This window comes from Candidatus Babeliaceae bacterium (assembly GCA_041660765.1).
In the GTDB taxonomy this organism is placed as follows: domain Bacteria; phylum Babelota; class Babeliae; order Babelales; family Babelaceae; genus JBAZVR01.
The window spans coordinates 61,727-83,373 of sequence record JBAZVR010000003.1 but is presented as its reverse complement, the minus strand read 5'-3'; the positions used below and the strand labels follow the sequence as shown (position 1 = coordinate 83,373).

General features: G+C 37.5%; 24 protein-coding genes and 1 pseudogene. 13 read left to right on the top strand and 12 right to left on the bottom strand.

Annotation, left to right across the window (positions count from 1 at the left end; all coding sequences use genetic code 11):
- Positions 1-12: 12 nt before the first annotated feature.
- A complete protein-coding gene (locus WC707_06120; GenBank protein ID MFA6066728.1) occupies positions 13-588 on the bottom strand; it encodes a hypothetical protein in 576 nt (191 codons plus the stop codon).
- An 84-nt stretch (positions 589-672) separates the two neighbouring features.
- Between WC707_06120 and WC707_06115 the strand changes: the two genes are divergently transcribed.
- Together WC707_06115 and WC707_06110 are read left to right on the top strand one after the other, a co-directional pair.
- Positions 673-1,020 (top strand): hypothetical protein, encoded by a 348-nt coding sequence (locus WC707_06115; GenBank protein ID MFA6066727.1) that lies wholly within the window; start codon positions 673-675, stop codon positions 1,018-1,020.
- Between the two features lie 17 nt (positions 1,021-1,037).
- On the top strand, positions 1,038-1,790 hold the full coding sequence (locus WC707_06110; protein MFA6066726.1) for a class I SAM-dependent methyltransferase: 753 nt from the start codon (positions 1,038-1,040) through the stop codon (positions 1,788-1,790).
- A 52-nt stretch (positions 1,791-1,842) separates the two neighbouring features.
- Here the strand turns inward: WC707_06110 and WC707_06105 are convergent, their stop codons facing one another.
- The 6 genes from WC707_06105 to WC707_06080 form a co-directional block, all read right to left on the bottom strand.
- Positions 1,843-2,544 carry a hypothetical protein gene (locus WC707_06105; GenBank protein MFA6066725.1) on the bottom strand — a complete coding sequence of 234 codons (702 nt, stop codon included), beginning with the start codon at positions 2,542-2,544 and terminating at the stop codon, positions 1,843-1,845.
- Between the two features lie 169 nt (positions 2,545-2,713).
- Positions 2,714-3,208, bottom strand: coding sequence for a hypothetical protein (locus WC707_06100; protein ID MFA6066724.1), 495 nt, complete (start codon positions 3,206-3,208; stop codon positions 2,714-2,716).
- A gap of 33 nt (positions 3,209-3,241) precedes the next feature.
- The gene (locus WC707_06095; GenBank protein ID MFA6066723.1) at positions 3,242-4,117 is read right to left on the bottom strand and encodes a hypothetical protein; all 876 of its coding nucleotides are present in this window, start codon (positions 4,115-4,117) and stop codon (positions 3,242-3,244) included.
- 58 nt (positions 4,118-4,175) lie between these two features.
- Entirely contained in the window at positions 4,176-5,447 is a 1,272-nt protein-coding gene (locus WC707_06090; GenBank protein ID MFA6066722.1) for a hypothetical protein, read from the bottom strand.
- 104 nt (positions 5,448-5,551) lie between these two features.
- Positions 5,552-6,220 (bottom strand): hypothetical protein, encoded by a 669-nt coding sequence (locus tag WC707_06085; GenBank protein MFA6066721.1) that lies wholly within the window; start codon positions 6,218-6,220, stop codon positions 5,552-5,554.
- A 161-nt stretch (positions 6,221-6,381) separates the two neighbouring features.
- Positions 6,382-7,974 (bottom strand): hypothetical protein, encoded by a 1,593-nt coding sequence (locus WC707_06080; GenBank protein MFA6066720.1) that lies wholly within the window; start codon positions 7,972-7,974, stop codon positions 6,382-6,384.
- A gap of 136 nt (positions 7,975-8,110) precedes the next feature.
- Here WC707_06080 and WC707_06075 point away from each other — a divergent pair, with 136 nt between their 5' ends.
- Positions 8,111-8,593 (top strand): FKBP-type peptidyl-prolyl cis-trans isomerase, encoded by a 483-nt coding sequence (locus WC707_06075; protein MFA6066719.1) that lies wholly within the window; start codon positions 8,111-8,113, stop codon positions 8,591-8,593.
- 77 nt (positions 8,594-8,670) lie between these two features.
- Here WC707_06075 and WC707_06070 read toward each other — a convergent pair whose 3' ends face one another.
- The 3 genes and pseudogenes from WC707_06070 to WC707_06060 form a co-directional block, all read right to left on the bottom strand.
- A complete protein-coding gene (locus WC707_06070; GenBank protein MFA6066718.1) occupies positions 8,671-9,720 on the bottom strand; it encodes a hypothetical protein in 1,050 nt (349 codons plus the stop codon).
- A 107-nt stretch (positions 9,721-9,827) separates the two neighbouring features.
- Positions 9,828-10,061: a hypothetical protein gene (locus tag WC707_06065; protein ID MFA6066717.1), complete on the bottom strand. Its 234-nt coding sequence runs from the start codon at positions 10,059-10,061 to the stop codon at positions 9,828-9,830.
- Between the two features lie 502 nt (positions 10,062-10,563).
- Positions 10,564-10,776, bottom strand: a pseudogene (locus tag WC707_06060) (hypothetical protein).
- A gap of 206 nt (positions 10,777-10,982) precedes the next feature.
- Here WC707_06060 and ftsY point away from each other — a divergent pair.
- The 10 genes from ftsY to WC707_06010 all read left to right on the top strand — a co-directional run bounded on the left by ftsY (position 10,983) and on the right by WC707_06010 (position 20,703).
- Positions 10,983-11,864, top strand: a complete 882-nt coding sequence (gene ftsY / locus WC707_06055; GenBank protein MFA6066716.1) for a signal recognition particle-docking protein FtsY — start codon at positions 10,983-10,985, stop codon at positions 11,862-11,864.
- A 71-nt stretch (positions 11,865-11,935) separates the two neighbouring features.
- A complete protein-coding gene (locus WC707_06050) occupies positions 11,936-12,838 on the top strand; it encodes a hypothetical protein (protein MFA6066715.1) in 903 nt (300 codons plus the stop codon).
- A 139-nt stretch (positions 12,839-12,977) separates the two neighbouring features.
- Entirely contained in the window at positions 12,978-14,924 is a 1,947-nt protein-coding gene (locus WC707_06045) for a hypothetical protein (protein ID MFA6066714.1), read from the top strand.
- Positions 14,925-14,935: 11 nt separating this feature from the next.
- The gene (locus WC707_06040) at positions 14,936-15,658 is read left to right on the top strand and encodes a hypothetical protein (protein ID MFA6066713.1); all 723 of its coding nucleotides are present in this window, start codon (positions 14,936-14,938) and stop codon (positions 15,656-15,658) included.
- On the top strand, positions 15,655-16,020 hold the full coding sequence (locus tag WC707_06035) for a hypothetical protein (GenBank protein ID MFA6066712.1): 366 nt from the start codon (positions 15,655-15,657) through the stop codon (positions 16,018-16,020). The genes WC707_06040 and WC707_06035 overlap by 4 nt, the downstream gene beginning before the upstream one ends.
- Before the next feature lie 12 nt (positions 16,021-16,032).
- The gene (prmC, locus tag WC707_06030; protein ID MFA6066711.1) at positions 16,033-16,899 is read left to right on the top strand and encodes a peptide chain release factor N(5)-glutamine methyltransferase; all 867 of its coding nucleotides are present in this window, start codon (positions 16,033-16,035) and stop codon (positions 16,897-16,899) included.
- Positions 16,896-17,447, top strand: a complete 552-nt coding sequence (locus tag WC707_06025; protein MFA6066710.1) for a hypothetical protein — start codon at positions 16,896-16,898, stop codon at positions 17,445-17,447. The genes prmC and WC707_06025 overlap by 4 nt, the downstream gene beginning before the upstream one ends.
- Positions 17,431-17,970 (top strand): PilN domain-containing protein, encoded by a 540-nt coding sequence (locus WC707_06020; GenBank protein MFA6066709.1) that lies wholly within the window; start codon positions 17,431-17,433, stop codon positions 17,968-17,970. The genes WC707_06025 and WC707_06020 overlap by 17 nt, the downstream gene beginning before the upstream one ends.
- Before the next feature lie 46 nt (positions 17,971-18,016).
- The gene (mutL, locus tag WC707_06015; protein MFA6066708.1) at positions 18,017-19,873 is read left to right on the top strand and encodes a DNA mismatch repair endonuclease MutL; all 1,857 of its coding nucleotides are present in this window, start codon (positions 18,017-18,019) and stop codon (positions 19,871-19,873) included.
- Between the two features lie 65 nt (positions 19,874-19,938).
- Complete coding sequence (locus tag WC707_06010) at positions 19,939-20,703, top strand: hypothetical protein (GenBank protein MFA6066707.1); 765 nt, start codon at positions 19,939-19,941, stop codon at positions 20,701-20,703.
- Positions 20,704-20,708: 5 nt separating this feature from the next.
- Here the strand turns inward: WC707_06010 and WC707_06005 are convergent, their stop codons facing one another.
- Together WC707_06005 and WC707_06000 are read right to left on the bottom strand one after the other, a co-directional pair.
- Positions 20,709-21,404, bottom strand: a complete 696-nt coding sequence (locus WC707_06005) for a hypothetical protein (protein ID MFA6066706.1) — start codon at positions 21,402-21,404, stop codon at positions 20,709-20,711.
- A 15-nt stretch (positions 21,405-21,419) separates the two neighbouring features.
- Positions 21,420-21,611 carry a hypothetical protein gene (locus WC707_06000; GenBank protein ID MFA6066705.1) on the bottom strand — a complete coding sequence of 64 codons (192 nt, stop codon included), beginning with the start codon at positions 21,609-21,611 and terminating at the stop codon, positions 21,420-21,422.
- Positions 21,612-21,647 lie beyond the last annotated feature (36 nt).

Here is a 21,647-nt window from a genome sequence, read left to right as displayed (position 1 = left end):
ACTCAAATATTTTTAAAAACTAAAAAATCTTATTATTTTTTGAAATAAGCTTGTATAGACAGGATCTGTATAATCAAAACCCCTAGAACCAACTCCATACCGCTTAGGATCTAACCCACCTAAAATTGATGCATTCAGCACAGCGCCATCATCTTTGCTAACACTGTTATTGTGAATAATGTTAAATTCTGCCAAATACGCGTACACATAAACGATTCTTAAGTTGATGAGATTTTTTTGTTCTTCAGTAAGTTCCGCTTCATAATGCGGCTTTATAGTAGGATAGCGCTGAACACGAGACTCTGCATGCACTAACTCTCTAAACTGTTCGAGATTTATTTCGCAACCATCTTTACACTTTTTGCCAAGCGCATACAAACCTTCGGTGAGAACTTTTGGCGGCACTTCATACGTGCCCATGGTATGTTCAAAACTAGCGTCTTTTCTTAATGTATCAATTGCCTTAGTTACTTTATCTACTGCTTCTTGCGGCACATTTACGCCATTTTTAAGCATCACTGCATGCGCATGGTGTAGAGTAAGATGTGAAAGCAAACATAAAGAAACTATTTTTAACGACATTTTCATGGAAAAATCCCTTTATAAACAATATAAACAAAGTATAATTAATTATTGCATATTCAAAAATATTATCAACACAGGGAAACTATTATGATAAAGCGTTCACTAATTCTTATAGCGAGTTTTACATCTTTGCACATGCTCGCCATGGAAACATCTATACAACTATCAACACTCACCAGCTCATACACTATTCCCATCGATAACACATCGACAATAGGTCGGATAAAAGAATACATGTTTGAGGATGAGGGAATAGAAACTGATATGCAACACATTAGTCCGGTCGTAAAAAATTGGTTATGGCAGGACCGAGTTCACTCTGATGAATTGAGCGATGGAACACTGGTTAGGACAGCTATGAAAGCATATAATACTAAAAAATTTTATTTATTTTTATCACGCACAAACTACATCATGCCAGACAATTGCTCATAAACTAAAGTGGTATTAATATGACATCCAACAAACCAACAGCCTATGGCAAACTGTGTAGTATGTTTTATGATGCAACAAAAGCATATGCACCAGCACCTGAAGTCGCCTTTTATGCGTCTTTTATAGAAAAAAATCCTGGCAGAGTGCTTGAGGCCATGTCTGGCTCTGGGCGACTACAAATTCCCCTCATACAACGCGGATATATTGTTGACGGCGTTGACAATTCAGCAATTATGCTTGATCGCTGCCGCCAACGTTGCGCAGAATTAAACATAACCCCAGAATTGTATCAACAATCACTTGAACACCTTTCTATACCACACACCTACGCAACCGTTACTATTGCCGTCGGATCATTTCAGTTACTTGTTGATCGCGCACAGGCATTACAAGCGCTCAAAAATATTCGAGCGCACATGCAAGATAATGGCAATCTGCTTATTGATATTTTTGTTCCGGATACTGATGATGATGGATCAGAAGCTCTATCAACACGAATAGCTGATATAGACCTGCACACAAAAATTATTTTAACAACGCGCTATACTTTTGATACACAAGCACGGCGAGCCGATGCGTTGTGCACGTATGAACTCGTTATTGATGATGTCGTGCAAGAAAAAGAACAAGAATTAATACAAGTGACATGGTATACCGATGAAGAGTTGCAGCAATTGCTACAAGAAGCCGGCTTTACTACGGTCGCTTTTTATGATGAAACTTTCCGCGCTTCTGGACCATCTCGCATTATTCAGGCACAAGCCGTATAACAATTACAAAAAAGGGGAAGTCGAACGACTTCCCCTTTTTTCCTGTGCATTTTTATGCCGCCAATAAAGCATTAAGCATTCTTAGAATTCTTTGCTTTCTGAGCAAGTCATCTTTTTTGCGATTTATTTTATCCATCAGAGTTTTATACCCTGGCGTATTTACAAAACGCTCCTTCATCGGCTTGAGCGCCTGTAAGTCTTTATCTATATCTTCTACAGTTGTTTTTACAGACGTAATATGCGTATTTTCAGGCTTTATACCATAATTAAATAACAATTGCATAGTCTCAACATCTTCACGCTCAATAGCATCATGCAATACTGATGTAGCTATGATATCTTTATCTGCTTGCAATACCATTTCCATCATGGCGCGATCAACAGCCGCTTTTTCATTTGATCTGTCAGCTGCAGCGTCAAAAATTTCTTGTCTATATTCATGATGTAACAATGCGGTCGCCAAATAACTCTCAGAAATTGCTTGGCTATTACGGTTACGCACTTTATTTATCACCTCTGTCGCGATTGCTCTGCTCCACCACCCAGCAGCATCTAAACAACCCGGCTCGACATTAAGTTCATATGTTTTATTACGTATCATGCGCCAGCCATTAAATTGATCACGATAGCGACACAACCAATGCTTTAACATGGTAAATCTACTTAATTGTCTTGCCGGCTGAGCAAACAACTGCTCTTGAAATTGTGTCATACAGATAGTGATAAAAACCATATGCAATAATAAACGTTTCACGTGTATTCCTCGTTGTATAAATTGTTATTAGTATATTGTTATTATTGTGCTTGTTAATAATAACAGCTGCCACTTATTTTTCAACGTTTTTTATGCGAATACACGCAATAAGACGCCCTTTTGAGAGCGCCTTATTGATTATAAAATATAATAATATTTTTTTAGTTTGCTAATCTGTAAAAGAGTATCTTCTCGGTCTACCTTGCCGACTGCCCACATCAAAAAATTTCCCACTCATATATAATTCTGGATTCCCGAATGCAATTCTACGTTCTTCGCGTGAAGTCGGCTCGCCGTGAGACAACTTAGCCACGACATCAGCGGTAATTCTTTTCTCATCTTCACGCCGCTTTTGTTCTTCCAAAAATATTCTCTGTTCTTCAGCTATTTTTCTCTTGTGTTCGTTAGCAGCAATCTTATCGCGCCACCACAATGGATATGTATAATTAACTTCATAGTTGCGCTTAGGGTCAAAGAGCAATGGCCTTTCGCTTCTAAAAACATCCCAATTGCCCTTAAGCTGCTCCAATCTAAATCGCCACTGGGACATGGGCGCATTTTTACAAACCTTCATCTGCTGTTCAGCAGCCTGAGCAAAAAGCTTATCGTGAAATTGTGTGATAGAAATAGCCACCAGCGCTATTCGTAATAATATATTTTTCATTACTATACCCTTTATAATCATCTCAATTAATCATCATCGAGAACTTCTAACTCTACGAGTCGCAACTTCAAGTATCTGCCTGATCTCTTTACTATTTTTAAGATCGGCAGCAGTTGCATCTACATCTAAAAACATTTGTTCTTGCTTTAAAGGATCTTGTTCACGAACAGCGTAATAACGCAATTTAGCTAATTTATTACCTAAATCAATTATCTGAGATCTTGTAGTATCAATTAACTTTCTATAATAATTTGAGTGCATATACGGAGCGGCTGCTTCTTGTTTAACCACTTCTTTAACTGCATCGGCATCACTATTTTTTACGGCGGCTTCAAGAACGTTTTTTATCAAATTCCTATCAGCCTCAGGCACTCTCATCGACGGATCAGGATTGTAACTTTTCCCTACAGCACGAGCTAAAACTCCTCTAATTTCCGGGGAATAGGCTATGGCCGTTTCCAAATAATCCGAAGGAATTGACCGTTGATAAATATCCCGAAGAGATAAATTTTCACCGCCTATCTTGCTTTTTACGTCACCTGTAATTTTTTTGGCATACCATTGTGGATCATTTTCATAACCTGCTTCAGTGTTACGGTTTTGCAACCATTTAGACCTTGTTAACAACTCACCATAATATTCGTCATACAAAGGACCTGGATCCTCCCATTTTTTTGCTACCGGCTCAGCAACATACTTACGCCACCCATAACTCAATGGACCGCTAATTTTTTGTTGCCACCAATTTTGCTGAGGACCCTGTTCAGCAACTTGAGGTCCTTGCCTATATCCCCGCGCCCAGTCAAACCAACCCGACTTTTGCTGCGCTGCTTCTTGAGCCACTATTTGATTTTGGAATTGTGTGATAGAAATAGCCACCAGCGCTATTCGTAATAATATATTTTTCATTACTATCCCCTTACAATTTAAGTGGGCCCCGTGATTAACAGGGCCCACAACTATCTTTTTATCCATTCATATAACGAGGACCTTGTATTTCATTCCACAGCGCCTTTGCAATCGCATCCGTAGCTTCCAGTTGTTTTCCACTCGTGTACAATCGATCATACATTGCCGAGCTTAATCCACGGAGCCCTTGCCTATGCAGACTTTTCGCTTTTTCTTCATCGCTAAAATATCTTTTCTTCGAAAGACTACCCTGATCACGTGCAATTTTATAGGCACGGGAAATATCAGAGTAACTCAGGTCGCCCTGCGCAAGCACATCTTTAACCTTTTTAACATCATTACGGACTACAGCATCTACAAGCACCCGCGCAGATGCTGACACAGCTGGGCTTTTTTCGCGAAGCATATTTAAAATATTCTGATTTTCACCCAATTCTACTTTTTTTGCACCTATTTGATACGCAAGATCTGCTTTTTCTTGATCACGAGCTGTGAGCATTTTAGTTCTTAATTGATTTAACTCTTTTTGCGACGTATCGACATTTGATTCTGCCGATGCCAACGGGGTACCATAACCAGGAATATCAGCAACGCGAGCATTTACATCCGCACCCTTTTCAAGTAAAAACGCAACAGCTTCCGGCTTATGGTCGCGTATCGCAACATAAAGAGGCGTTATATTAGTTAGCCCCAGACCCGCATCTACAAGACTCGGATCATCTCTCAGTATTCTTCTCATCAGATTAACGTTTTTGTGATTTGCAGCTTCTTGAAATATACGACTTCTAGCGTCTGGATCCTGAAGAGCATTTTCTAAGTAATTCTCAGCAATTGGGTCATTATGAAACGCTCTACGTTTAACATCTTCTTTTATCTTTTCACGCCATGTTGGTTCATTTTCGTCATAACCTGCTTCAACATTACGCTCTTGCAACCATGGAGATCTTGTTAATAATTCCCCATATGCTCGATCATACAAAGCTCCTGGATCTCTCCATTTTTCTGCCAAAGCACTTCCAATAGCCCGACCATACCCTACACGAGGACCACCCTCATAATTGCTTTCTTGTAATAATGGCAAATTGGTGAGCGCTGCGCCACGAAAGTGATCCTTTGCGCCAGCCCAATTTTCCTTAAACGTACGCCATGCATCCATTTTTTGAGAATCACGAGCAGGATAACTCGCCCACCTTTCTGCTATTGGCTCAGAGATATTTCGCTTCCACCAACTTGCTTGAGGAGCTTGCGTTGCTTCTTGAGCCACTATTGTATTGTGAAATTGCGCTATGGCCATGGCTAACAACGCCATGCGTAATAATATATTTTTCATAATTATACCCTTTTATAATTATTATATTTAAATTATATTTCTATTATAAACTAATTTTATCAATTCTGAGACGTATTTGTCAATGATTAAAGTGCACTTGCGCGCTAGTTGGGACAGGTTAATGGTTCAAAATTCTTTCTTGCCTTGCGGTCACTCTCAATCACATGGCGTAACTGCTTACCAAGCTCATCCCGCATATATACGGCTTTTAGACGTTCACTTTCTATTTGTTTTATTTCTTTGTCAAATCGTCTATGTTCTTGTCGAGTATCTTCTTTAGACTTATCTGCATAAGAAAGAACTTCGCGTTCCGTTACTTTTTTAATTAATTTTTTAAGCAATAACGTGTGTTTCACATCTGCTAAAAGCTCACTATCTTTAATATCTTTACCACTAACCATGCCGGCCGCTACCATATCTTTGACCGCTTGCATGTCGCCACGCCTTACAGCATCATTCAGCAACGCTGCGGGGGAAGGCTTTTTGACTGTCATGAGACCCCGAGCAACAACTGGATAAGCAAAAGTTTTTTTTACATAATCAGGAAAAAATGCCTGACGAATACCCTGACCAGACAAGCCTTTTTGCCCTTTTTGCCCTTGCATGTCTTGCACCGGCGCCTTACGCCATCGCTGCAGAACTTCATAACTCGGTGCATACACTTGCCCCAATCGCGCATAATCTACTTTTTGATAATCCTGAGCAACCACCTGATGCGCGAAATGCATCGCGATGGTCGATATTGTCATAATGAGCAATAGATACTTTTTCACAAGACACCTAATTATTATATTATTATTTACATATATTTCTATTATATAATAAATAATATAAACTTTACAAGATAATTCGATACTAATTTCTTACTCTCGGCTTTCACCGACTACTCAAAATGCGTAAAAACAGCAAAGCGTGGGTCGCTAAAAAACTTGGTTTATTTTTTCTGAGTTTTTTGTGGGCGCCACAGGGGTTTTCCGGCGTACTTACCTACGCCATTAATTTCATCGCGGACATCAAAAATATCTGATACCCCATCGTGAGTAGGATATTCATAAAAATCAACGCTGATAAAATTGGGAATATGATGGGTTGCTTGCGCATGATCCAGTGCACGTTGACGCGCGATACTACGCGCATTAACCTGACGCGCGCTATCAATATCTCCAGCAAGTACGGGAGTAATACTATTACCATATTGCAAAAATTTATTATATGGAGGCTTGTCATCATAAAAGCCGTAATTTTTTATTTCTAGCGCAGCATCAAAAGGTACCGCAAAATCTTCGACTTTTGACATCCCCCAATGCGTATTCCATCCACTAAAAGCATCATAAAAATTAAGCCATGGATAACGGGCATGCATGTCAGTTCCCGTAAAAATGACCATGCGCTTATTTGTTTTAATCATAGTCCCTAATGCCGGCCACGGCTTGCGACTATCTTGCACATGCGCATATTTTTTTATGCCACTCTTTTCTACCGCCTGTGCTATCTGAGCACTATCAACATCATGATCTTCCAACATAATCATCAATACTTCATATGGGTTTTTATCTAAAAAATCACGAACTTCTGTTAAGACATCAACAAGCGATTTCCTTCCCGCATCTAACAAACATGTTGGATATGGGAAAATCCCGCTTTCACCAAATTCGTTTTTTTCACCAAATAATTGTTGCTTCAAACTATCTTCTAAATTTGAAAGAGGATTTTGCATGCGCTGCAAAATAGGCTTGAGCTGACTCGGCGCATTATCAATCATTTTAGAAACATAATTTTGATAAAATTCTGTTTTTGCAACTCCATGACAAGCATAAGGCTGCACTATCAAATCTTGCTGATCATGCGCAGTTTTTTCTATAAACCACAATGCCGCATTAACAAGTTCTAATTCTGCAGTGAGCAAAATACTCTCTGGATGCTTGCTCACTGCCTCAACAGGGACAACAAACGTTGTTGCTATATCTTTACTCACCTCTGATCCGCCAGCCTTGAGCACAAGAGCAGCTTTCTCCGCCTGCAATTTTGCAAGTTCATATGCAAATGGCCCTGATTCAGAAAACTGTGACTTTTCAGTTAAACTAAAAGAAGGGAGGTTATAATAGTCTTTTTTTTCCTGTTCGATACTCTTATCAATTACCAGTTCTTGAGCTGCTAAATCTAATGATGTTACTTGCGCCTCTTTTTCTAATGCGCGCGTCGCTGACCGAGCTTCTTGCCGCATTATATCGAGTGCTTTCTCTAAAATATTTTTGTACCGTAATAACGACTGATAGTAATACCCCAACAAGTTGCCATAATTATTATGCACAGGCACTTTCATTGCCCGCACACCATCTACCAACTGTTGCGTGATGGACCTGTCCTGATTTTGCACCAAAGATGTTTTATTCGAAGAACTATTATGCGTTTGAATAAAGGCTACTTCATTAAACTTTTTATTACATAGCTCCGAAAAACCATTACAGCGATAACCATACACCGGATATGAAAACAATAACACAATTATACATAACACGTTAAACACAGCGCCTCCTGCTTATTACTATTCTTAGCATTAAGCATATTCAAGTTGAAATATTAAAATCAAGATCTAGAGTTTTTCAGCTAAATTGTTATCATACAATTGATATTTAATACTCAACAAACATATGAGGCTTATTATGAAGCGCACGGCAATGATATTTTTTGCAGCAACAACAACTTTTTTAACCAGTTGTGATAAATTAAATAAAACAGAAAAAAACAATACTCAACAAGCGCAACAAGAAAGAGATACACCTATGACACATCTACGCAAAAAAACTGATTCTGGTTTGGAATATGAAATTATTCAAGAAGGCGCTGGCGAATCTCCTGCAAAAGGTCAACATGTTACCGTACATTATACCGGCTGGCTCGATAACAACGGACAACCAGGTGCTAAATTTGACAGCAGCGTTGATCGCGGAGAACCATTTACCTTTATTATAGGCGTTGGACAAGTAATTCAAGGATGGGATGAAGGAGTTGCTTCTATGAAAGTAGGCGAAAAACGCCGTTTAACTATTCCTTCCAATCTTGGTTACGGTGCACGCGGAGCCGGTCGCGTTATACCGCCGCATGCAACACTTATTTTTGACGTTGAACTACTTAAAATTTCTTAAGTTGCATAGTGCGAAATGGGCGGAGTAGGATGTTAACCTACTCCGCCCTGCCTGAGATTGGGGAAAAATATATTGTATTAGCTACCGCATGGTGGGCATGGGCATGGCGCAAAATTGCATGGACCTGCCGGCTCACATGGAACAACATTGCATGGGAGGCATGGCGCGCATGGCTCTACTGGGCATGAGCATGGCACGGTTGTTTCGCAAGGAGCCCCTAAGAATTCTATATAAAAGTTTGTTTTATCAGATGCTACTGCAGATCCCTTTAACGTTACCGTCCCTACAATTGGAGTAAATCCAAGAACTTGATCTACAATAAAAATATTTTTACGTATAGTAAGAACATCCCCCGCATTCAAGAAAATAAGACTTGTTAATAATCCTTCATGAATGCTAGCAAATGTTAATAACTGCGAGTCCATATTTACACGATTAATGCCATTGACCTGCACTTGAAGCTCTGTCAGCGGCGCGCCCAAAATAGTTACAGGAGAGCTAAGACCTATTTGATCAACCTCTGTTGTTAATATATATGTCCCAGTCACTGGAGCAACAAAACGAGATGGGCCGAAAAAGAAGCTGCCGCTTGGGTCGCTTACTACTAAATCATAAGGAATAACATCGCCCAGGGTATACGTTACATCAGAAGACAATAATACGCGTGCGCCGTATTTTGAGCAGGTTTTGAAAGTACCGTTAACACAAAGATCTTGGGTTACAATGTTTTGTGCACATACATTATGAAGCTGTGCATTATCTGAACAAATTTTTGGCGCGTTAACTTCGGTTGCGCATACTTCGGTGCCATGAATAGCGTTGGCACATATATTGCCGGCGTTCAAGTGATTGGCACAGGCATTGTCGACGCGCAGGCTTTGTGCACTCAAGTCATCAACATTAAATTGATTGGCGCAGCCATAAACTGCTCTTAGTTTTTCAGCGCTTATTTTATGAGACTTGAGCTTTTTTATACAGGCTTTTGTAATATGTAACGAGCCACAACAATTACTCGAAACTCCAGTCGCTGAACCGGTATGTGAATACTTTAATAAATCAGGATCTTGAGCGCACAGGGGGAGCGCCATACACAACGCCATTGCGAACTGTTTCTTAAAAAATACCATAACATTCTCTCCTTATGTAAACATGGTAAACATTTTAAACACACTAAAATATCATAAAGAAAAAATCAATACTTTTATTACATCTATTTTTTTATGGCTTTATTACACTATTTTTTATTTTTAAAAAATGAATCAAGCGCATCATTCACAATAGTTTTTACCGTCATTCGCTCCCAATAAGCACAATCTTTTACTTTTTCTAAAAGCTCCTTTTTTACGATAAATGTTGCTCTGGTCCATCCATCATCAAGCCCTTTTTGTGAGCTGTTAGCTAAGCCACTTGTATGCGTATTGTATTTGAATGGACGAACTTCTTTGATGTGTGGTGTTTTTTTTTCCATACTTTTCCCCATATGGCAATGTTTCCCATGTGTTCTCTAGGCACCATTAAAGATAAAAGGTCGCCTGACAAAAGTAAAGATCATGACTAGTTTAGAGGGGATTGATATGGAATATCTTTATAAGATAATCATACATTCCATGTTTTTTTTGATTAAATCTTACTTCGCACTCTTTCAAGTGCAATAAAAGGGTATTCTTACTGATTCCACGAAATTTTTTAAGACGCTCATGAGTAAAAATGCAGAACATAGCACACAAATCACTCTTAAACTCCATAAGCGTTGCATACAAAATTTTCCTAAATCCATCGATAAATTTTAACTGCATAACAACTATATTTTTCTCGCTCCAGTCTGGATTAAATTGCAGCAATTTTGTATAAATTGTATTGTTTTCTTCAAAAATACCCAATACAACCTTGCCATAAAATGTATTTTTTTCTGGTTCAAATACTATATTATTGTCAGGTATTGGCGCAAGTGGGTTTATTGTTTCCCATTCTTGTGTTATCCGTTTGCGAATTAACGTCATGTAACGGTTAATAGTATTTCTATTTAATTGGCACAGTTCAGCCATTTTTTTTGCAGTCAGATCAAGCTCAAAAAGCATAAGCAAATGCCTAAACGCTACCTCTGATATTTTTGAGCGCTTTGAATATTTATTTTTTGCTTCTAATACGCTCTTCTTACCTTGGCTAAACTCTTTTCTAGTCATGATAAATTAACATATATTTTTTTGTTTTGAAAAACGACAAGTCTTTATAATCTTCACATAATCTATCATTGTGTAATATTTTAAATTATTTTGCAATTTTTTTAAATAATACACATCTTAAAAAATTATTAAAATTTGCCAGATGTAGCAAGATAGTTTATATTTAAAAAATAGCAATCTTTTTTAATACTTTAAAAAAACATCCCATGTTTAACAGTTTCAAAAATATTCTCGGCACTCTTTATAGCAATTTTAAAAAAAGCATTGGATTTTTAAAAAACATTCAATCACTTGATCAAGCAACGCTGAATCAATTAGAAAAAACACTACTCGAAGCCGATATTGGGATAGAAACTACTCGTCTTATTATTAAGGATCTCACAACATTACCGCCCCAAACATCTGGGGAAGAGCTTGCGCGACACATGAATGCAATTTTAGAAAAGATTTTGACGCAAGAAAACTATATACCTTCTGACCAGATCTTTTTATTAGTGGGTATTAATGGGAGCGGCAAAACAACAACTGCAGGCAAGCTGGCTCATTATTATAGGTCGCTGGGCAAAAAAGTCTTACTTGTTGCCGGAGACACATTTAGAGCGGCCGCGACTGAACAACTCAATCAATGGGCTCAAAAAACTGGGGCTGACATTGTTATGGGTAAAGAAAATCAGGATCCTGCATCAGTTATTTATGTTGGATGCCAAGAATATCTTGCAAAAGCATATGATATTTTGATTATTGATACCGCCGGGCGCTTGCAAACAAAAGTTAACTTGATGAAAGAGTTAGAAAAAATTAAACGCATTATTCAGCAACAGCTTCCCGATAAAAAGCTTTCTACTTTATTGGTCGTGGATGGCATTCTTGGCCAAAATTCTTTAATTCAAGCACAATTATTTCATGAAAGCACACCGCTTGACGGCGTGGTTTTGACCAAAATGGATGGTAGCGCCAAAGGGGGCATTATTTTTTCAATCACTTCTCTTCTGCATATTCCTATTGCTTACATCTCATATGGCGAAAAGTTAGAACACTTAGAGCCTTTTAATGCCCACGCTTTTGTCGAATCTCTCTTAGCAGACTAATAGTGCTATCTTGAGATAATGTTAAAAAATCTGGTACCCTGACAACATATTCTTTGTACATAAGGGGCCATATGAAAAAAACTTTTTTACTACTACCGGTATTATTACATATAACAAATTACTCCGGATCTGAAGCGCTCTTACAAAAACATAAAGTACTAATATTTACCGACAAAGATAGTCTTGCTGCTGCGGTGCAAGAACTATCTGCTGCCGCACGCACTATTACTACCCTACATCTGGCAAAAGAAAACGTATTTAAACAAGCGACATATAAACTTACTTATAAACAATTGCGGTGTACAATTGCCGTCATAAACGCACTCAAAGTATATTTTGATGAATTCGTGTCTACAAAAAAGTATACACTTGTGACACCGCTTCCGGATCTTGCCGTGACTGAAGACGATACAAAAGTACTTGGCGAACAAGGCGCAGAAGCTTTGATCTCAGAAATTAATGGCATTATAAAAAGCATCCCAGAGTATATAAAGCCGCTCGCTGTGCACGATATAGACCCGCAAAATCTGCAAACACTTAATCATTATTTTAATTATATTCAGGCGCTCTTATTAATAGAATCACGCTATTTTTATAATAACGATGAAAAAATAGATAAAAAAATACAGGCATTCACAGAATTCGCTCAGCATGTAGATCACAGTTATTACTCTATTTTTAAAGAGTTATATAACACACTATATAATGATGCCGGCTCTGATAAGCTCGACGAAATCAAAAAAGATACGCAATTAAAGCTTTTTGGGATATTCAAAAATGACATTATTAAAAATGTTGAGAAGATAACAACTGTAGCTGAAAAGACACAATTATTGGATGAGATTAAAAAAAAGGCCATAGAATACAATGCCGATCCAAGTTTATTTATAAAACTTATTAACACCAAATTGCACACCGTTATGGCCTTATCTCAACTGAATGATGACTTAATAATTCTTGGCCAAATAATATAGATGTAATTGAATGTGCACACCCGCTCACCCTGAGTGCCGCTCGCAGAGCGGTGTATCGAAGGGCTTTGCTATATATCTTGAGATAGTTAAAAAAAATTTGGTACTCTGACTGCATATTGATTTTTGACCAAGGAGCCTTATGAAAAAACTATTCTTATTATTACCTCTTTTTTTACATACCATTGCCCATGCCGGATCTGAAGAAACGGGCGGCTCTTTAACAGGCATGCGAGCCGCGCTTGCCGCAGATAAGATGATAATGTTTAATGATAAAAAGTTAGTAAACAAAGTATTTAATATTTCTAAGTTTCCCAAGCAGATTGCCGAAAGAATCACTGCCGGCACATTACAAACTACACCTGAAATTCTTCGTATATACCAACAAGCACGATTTAAATCTGCGATGCTCAATGCCCTCAAAACATATTTTGACAATAATACAGCTAACTGGACCAAAAATTATACATTCGACCAAAAACCAGTAGTAGTTACTGTTACTGAAGACGACAAAAAAGTTCTCGGCGACAAGGCAGCTGATACGTTAATCAAAGAAATTAATACAACGATAACGAGCATTGCAGAGTATTTAACATCGGCCAAGTTTGGAGAATTGGGTCAAAAAAATATTATCGGCTTTACGGTAAATGATCTTATTAACGATTATTTTAATTATCTTGCGGCTTTTTTAACAATTCAATCACCATATTTTTATGATGCTGCTACAAAAAAAGAGGGCTATGCGCAGCTTGAAAAGATGAAACTTGCAAGCGCTCCAAGAACACAAGACACGTTTAAAGATATATTTAAAGAGAGCAAGTTAATAAAAGAATCTGAAAAGGCAAAAGAATTAACACAAGAACCTGCGCCGGCGCCTACAATAATTATCGAGCAAATAAAAAAAGAATTAGATCCATACAACATACCGGATTTTACTTCTCCAGATTTATCTAATCTTAAGAACAAGCTTTTTGCTGATGCAGAAGCGATTGCCAAACTAGGGCAAAGTCCTGAATATCAGGCAATGTACAAGCAGCTATTGTGCAAAGCGTATATACTCGATGCGCTTCAAGCAGATTTTAAAGCTTACAATGATAATAACTCGTATAATAGCCCGTATACATTTGATGCAAGACCGCTAACATTCAGCATAGTCAGCGGTAAAAAAATGCTTGGCGAAGAATCTGCAAAAGATTTTATGGAAGAAATTCATAAAATGATAGGAAGTATCCCAGATTATTTAAACTCAGCCAATTTTCCATCAACAGGAAGCCAAAAGATTATGAGGCCCTTACCAATGAATGATTTTGGCATTATGGTTAATGATTATTTTAAGCACCTTGCGGTTTATTTGATGATTAAATCACCATATTTTTATAGTAAAAACAATAAAAAAGAAGAATACGCCAAACTTGATACAATAAAGTATCTCAGCAACAAAACAAAGGATCGCTATCTTCAAAGCGTATTTGACGAGAGTAAGCTAATGACAGAGATAAAAAGCCATATTGCAGGAACGCCTGCGCCGACGCCTAAAGAACCTGAAAAAAAAGACGATAGCCCTGCAAAACCTTTGCCTCTGAATCCTAGACAACAAGCTCTTAAATTTTTTAATGTTGAGATAGTTAATGACATCGAAACGCTTAAAAAACTTGCTGCTGTTAAAAAACACACCGACTATAAAATATTTAATGAATCTTATCAAAAATTATATGACAAAATTTATGACTTTCCAAATATGGATGAAACAACAAAAAAACCATATATACAAATAATAACGGAGCTTAAGAAGAAACTTTTAACAAAAATGATTAAAATATTGAAAATTCACGTTAGTCTTGAGATCCAAGATTTGCAAGAAAAAAGTGCTTCGCAAGATATAAAGAGCGCGGTTGAATCATTAATTAATGATATCAAAACCAAGATGGGTGAGTATGGCACTAATTCTGATCAACTTATAACAGAGGTTAAACTAGCTTTTCCAAAGATATACCCGCCATTCACAACACCACCGACGGCTCCTTTTGAATCAGCGTTATTATCAGAGCTTAACAATGACTTAATCATACTTGCGCAAATATTAATGTAGAAAGAATGATTATGAAAAAAATACTACTTATTGGTGCCGTTGTGCATGGATTGCATTGTGGAAGCTTTAATGAAATATTAACACTTAGACGTGAGGCAGATCTTACTCTCGAATTGCAGGTTAATTTTTTTAATGCGCAACGATATCTAACTGTTATTGAGCATTATGGCGACATAATGAAGGGCATTGTTAAAAACGTGTCGGCTCTTAAAAAAAGCAAGAGTAATACCACTTTTTTACAAGATGTATATAAAAAGCTGACATTTAAGTATTCTATTATTACGTTTATTAAAGATTGCGCCGACGCTCATTATTCATGTACATTTGACAAGGGGGCTCAGGCTGATGATAGTGACAGATTAGTCTTAGGAGATGATGGTGCACCTGAATTAATTGCGACTATCAATGCGGCTCTCAATAATATCCCGGATCATTTAAAAAAAGCTCAATTTAATACATTGGACAAGCTAGATACGGACAAACGTAAAACTCTTATTGATAGTTATCTTAATTATTATATAGATTTTTTGGTCATACAATCGCCATATTTTTTTACCGATGTTAATAAAAAAGATGAATATCAAAAAATATATGACAAGATGACCGATAACTTTAAAAATGTATTTAAAAACAGCCCTTTACTGTTAGATGTGCACAATAAACTTGCTGATTTTGATCAAACATTACAAGAACTCAACAATGATATAACAATATTGGTGCATGTGTTGGCATGAAAAAAAGAATTTTATGTGTGTGCATGGCTTTATGCGCATATCATGCACACACAATGGGCAGTGATTCGGGCGAAAAGTATATACGCAAACTATGGGAGCAGGCTCAAGATACATTAAAAAATGAGCTAGAAGGCGAATATACCAATATTCTTAAAAATAACGTGCCAAACGAACGAATAAAACTTTTACAGGAGTTATTAACAAAAATTAATACTTCAAAAATAGATAAAAAAAGTTCTTATTTTAAAGATTTTATTTTTAAAATAACTCAAAGTATCAGCGACTCATTACCACTATCCGTTGAAAAATCATTAAAACTACTGCACAATGACTTAGAAATTATGGCGCAAATAATAACATAAAAAGATATACACATGAAAATAACAGCTTTAGTACGCATCGTAACAAAAAAGCTTATCCCCTTATATCAAGATCCGTATCTTGCAGCAAATAACGCATGGGCAGTAATAGAAAAATTATTACACACAGATAAAATACAGCTTATTGCTCGTGATACAATAGAACTTTCGCAAGACCAACAGCATACACTTGATCTCTGGATCAAAAAATTAACGCACGACCATATGCCATTACAATACCTCTTGGGTACCGTACCATTTTTGGATATTATTATCGCGGTACAGCCACCCGTGCTTATTCCCCGACCAGAAACAGAAGAATGGTGTGATGTACTTATTAAAGAAGCGTATAAAAAGACTGTCACACCACGTACCATTCTTGACATGTGCACCGGCAGCGGCTGCATAGGATTATCGCTGGCACATGCATTTCCACAATCGCACGTGACCTGTACTGATGTACATCGCGATGCGCTTGATCTTACCCATGCTAATGCTCAACGCAATAATATACGTAATGTAACATGCGTATACTCAGATATATATGATGGCCTGCCAAAAAATAATTATTATGATCTTATTGTCGCAAACCCGCCCTATATAGATAGGGATGATTGGGCAACACTGCAACCAGAAATAACCAAATGGGAAGATATAGGCGCTCTTGTCGCCGAAGATCATGGTTATGCATTAATCGAAAAAATTATTACCGGCGCACAGGCTTTTATTACTACACGATTACCCATGCCACAATTATGGATAGAAATCGGCTCAACGCAAGGCAAAGAAACACATAGATTGATGCTAGAAGCTGGTTTTGCGCAAGCTGATATTATCAAAGATTGGTACGGTAAAGATCGTGTTGTTGTTGGGACACTATGATTTCTTTTATACCTCCATTATCACGTAACACAGTGGGCGTTATTGTTAATAAAGAAGCCATCAGTATGGGCCTTGTACATGAACATTCGGTTATTCAAACATGGGATCATCATTTTATGGTGCATAATCTTATTATTCTCAATGCAACTCGCATGCAAAAGCATATAACGGCATTTCTAGCTCAACATAACGCCCATCATGCACGTATTATTTTTGTTTTTGCTGGCGATCAGGTACACGAAAGCATCGAAACGCCTTCAGATAAACCAAAGCTGCTTGATAATTACTCATATGATACGATACAACTCAGCGCTGACACGTGGTATACGGCAAGCCTGCACAAGAGTATTATTTTTCAATATCAACTCTTGGCGCATATGCTGCAATTGCAGCTTGTTGCCATAACAACAGCACATCTTGCTCATTATTATTCACTTTCTCACAACGAACATAGTATAAAAACACTTGAAGAGTTTCATCACTGTTGCGCACATGCAACACCACAAACTATTATTCAAGGGTTACATCGCTATGAAAAATTTTTTTAATTTATGCCCAACAATATCAGAAACATCTCAAAAAAGTATTAAACTATGGTGGGACATTTCGATTGCCTGCTGCATTATAATGTTATTGCTATTGGCAGCAATAACATGTGCACAATATATACAGATTATACGGCTTAAAAGGGCCTGCGCAACACTACAGCTTACGGTTACTGATGTACAAAAAGAAGAACAAAAATTACAGCAGCTTGTCACGCGCCGTAATATATATACTGAATGCGCTACGGCTTTATCACAATTATCACTCAAAAGCGCCCAACTTTATAACCATCTTATAAACTTAATACCACTCATGCCGGCACGATTAAAATGGACATCGTATGAATATATTCAAGATAAGCATATTGCTATATCGGGCACAACAGACTCTCCTGGCGTATTAGCACAGTATATGAAAAATTTAAGCGCAACCGACTATAAAAATCATGAATTGATTACGATTAAAAACAACTCCAGAAATACACAAAAATATACGTTTAAGATTGTCGTTACGCCCATTTTTTGAGTATACTTGCATAGATAGTTACCTATAAAATTATATTGGTTTATGTATGGGAAAAATTTATCAGTTACCACTTTTAGAGGCGCAAAAAATTGCTGCCGGCGAGGTTGTAGAGCGCCCTGCCAATATTGTCAAAGAGCTGATAGAAAACTCTCTTGATGCAGGTGCGACCGAAATAACTATTTATATAGAAGATGGTGGTAAAAAATTAATTCGCGTCATTGATAATGGTTGTGGCATGTCGCCACAAGATGCCCTCATGTGCGTATTGCCGCATGCAACGAGTAAAATAAAAACAGTCGATGATTTAAAAAACGTGCGATCGTTTGGGTTTAGAGGTGAGGCACTGTCGAGCATATCGTCAGTTTCTCTTTTTACGCTCGTTACCAAAGAAGCATCTAATCAAGAAGGTACACGCGTCATTGTTATGGATAAGTCGGTTGTTAATACTACCCAAAGCGCATGTAATACCGGCACCGATATACGCATAGAAAATTTATTTTATTCTGTTCCTGCTCGTCAAAAATTTTTAAAATCTCGTGAAACAGAATGGCGAGCAATTGTTCAGCTTGTGCAAGCTTTGAGCCTAGCGCATTACACCTGTTCTTTTACACTAATGCACGATGACACCTGTGCCATTCAAGCCCCTGCAGTTACAACACTTCCCGATAGACTTGCACAATTATTTGATCGAACTTTTGCAGAAGCAATGCTGACCTGTTCTCACGTAGATACTGCTAAAAATATTAAACTTACTGGCGCAGTATCACACAATTATTTTTCTCGTTATGATCGCAACTCACTTTTTATTTTTGTTAATAAACGCTGGGTCAAAAATTATAAACTTATTCAGGCAATTACCAAACAATATAGTTCTATTCTACCTCATGGCCGATATCCTGCCGGCGTCATTTTTATAGAATGCGACACAGAGCATGTCGATATTAATATTCACCCACGCAAAGAAGAAGTGTGTTTTTTGCATCCACGTATTATTGAGCTGGGTATTGAAAAGATGGTTAAAGAACGGCTTGAAAGTAATATGTCCCGTTATATTACTAAGTCTGCTGGTGTTTCTCACTACGATCCCTCGATACTAATTTCTTCGAAATTCACTCGGGATGAGCGGGGGGTAGGCGAAATGTCCAGTGCGCCCATGATGTCTGTCCCTCGATATGCCTTTCAGTCTACTCGGGATGAGCGAGAGGTAAGCAAGCAGGATGAGCGAGGGGAAGGCAAAAAGTCCGGTGCGCTCATGGTGAGTGCCGCTGAAAGCGGTGTATCGAACCAGATGCGCACGCTTAAACATCAAGATTATTTTTTGATAGACCAGTATAAAAAAACATATATTCTAGCGGAGCATGCAGATGGGCTGGTGCTGATTGACCAGCATGCAGCGCATGAGCGTATCTTGTATGAAAAATACGCAACATCATTTGAAGAAGTACCTGCGGTCGCAGTATTATTCCCAGAAACTATTATGCTCACGGAAGAAGAATATGCTGTGATTGCACCCTATGGTGATTATTTTAAAGAGCGGGGCATAGCATTAGAAGTACAGCAAGATCAAAAAAATAATTATATTAAAATACTAGTAAAGACAACACCCATACATGCGCAACATCAATCTATCGATGATTTAATTCGCAAATCAATTGTTTGGGTTACTGAATATGCAGGATTAGAAAAAAAAGAAATTATTAAACAACTGCATGAAAAGCTACATGCGCAAATGGCATGCAAGGCGGCTGTTAAAGCGGGCGATATTCTTTCTGAACAAGAAATGCAGCAGATTATCGATCAGCTTTCTACCGCACATAATCGTATGACATGCCCTCACGGAAGGCCCACAACGTGGCTTATTTCGGTGCATGATATTGAAAAAACATTCAAGAGAAAACTATAGACTAAACAGAAAAATGAAACTATGATCCCCTCATAAATATTTTTAACAACAGAGAGGGTTTGTTTATGAAAAAAATAATTGCATTGATCTGTTTTTTTGTGAATACACAGTATATAGCATGCATGGAAGATGACACAAGACCTGATGATCGAATTGAGACCGTGAAAAAAATTGTCATGCTTGCGGCACTTAAAAATATGTCTAATAAATATGGCGCAATCAATGGGCTTGTGAATTGCTTTGCAGGCCATATGTCACCCAATGAATTGCCCGATTCACTGGACCATGCAGGAATTACTAAACTGGAACATGCGACCGCAGTAAAAAGTCGTAAAAGCGATAAAGTTATCCCATCATGGATGCCTGAACTTTTTTCAAAAACGCCCAAAGGCAATTCTCATAACAATCCCTATATACGAGTTATTATTAACAATGCTACTTTGCAAAAAATTCTTTCTGATAAAAGACACTTATCAGATATTTTGGAGGAAGATATTGCGTCTGAACATTTTGATGAAAAGCACAGCTTGTGGGAAAATTTAGCTCTTGTAACCACCAAGTATGCTTTAAAAAATATATCTCACAAACATGTTATTATTAATAATATTTTTAATGTTTTTAGTGGCGATATCACCTTAGAAAAAATCGATGGTATATACGACTTACACAAAGCCTGTCTTGCAAAACAAAGTCCAGATATATCACATGACCCAACAAACAATGTTTATACACATAAACCAAAAGTTCTTATCAATCCAAAAGCGATAAGAGATGTTATTTTTAATGAAGCCTGTTTGCAGCAAATCTTAGAAGAGAACAATAAAAAATAATCTGTTTATTGCTGCGCTTGGAGTGCACGATAGACATATGCACATGCAAGTGCTGTCATGGGGTACGTAATAAGCAAACCAAGACCACAACACGCCCCGCCAAGTGCATTCAGCGCAATAAGAATAATGAATAAACTAACGAGTAATGATTTTGAATTATTGGTGATGCGGTAGCTTTCTTTGAGGGCATCTATCGGCCCCAGTTCTTTATCAACAATAGCGTAAGAAAAAAAACCGAACATAACCATGAATAATATGCCCGGAACAATAAACAACATAAGCCCGCACACAACAATAAGTACGTATAATGCGGATGCGGTGAAATGTTTAAGAGCGAGATGCGCGCATGAAAAAAGATCAGAATAATGCGTTGGCTTATTGTCATGAAGCAATAACGTTATTTTTGTGAAACCAAGAGACACAACACTGTCAATTAACTTAAAGATAACAAAGATAACAAGTGCGGATAATAAAACTTTGAAAGAGCCTAATGATAATATGGTATGAGGTAATGATGGATAAGAAGCATGATATAAAAAAAATGACATTAATAAAAAAATGCCCGGTATTGCTCCAAAGCGAATAACGTTTATTATTCCGCCAGTTGCCATAACTCCCAGCATCAATAAAAAGTTATCAAGCGTTGTTTGGAAGCCAAAGTGGATTGCTTTGCTGATAGAAAATGGCTGTGTGCTTTTCATACTACCCTCAATATATTAATAAAAAAACAATTGCGTTATGCGAGAGAAAAGTGAAGGGTAACCAGAAATGGTTAATCCTCGGTTAAGAATAATGGCTCCCATGCATATAAGAAAAATATGAAAAATTAATTTGTATGCCCACAATAAAAAAAACAGTCCTAAAAGAATGAGCACGATGCCTTCTAGCTTGAGTTGGGGGTTTTTCATAATAAAAATCTCTGGTTAAGAAAACTATAGATTATT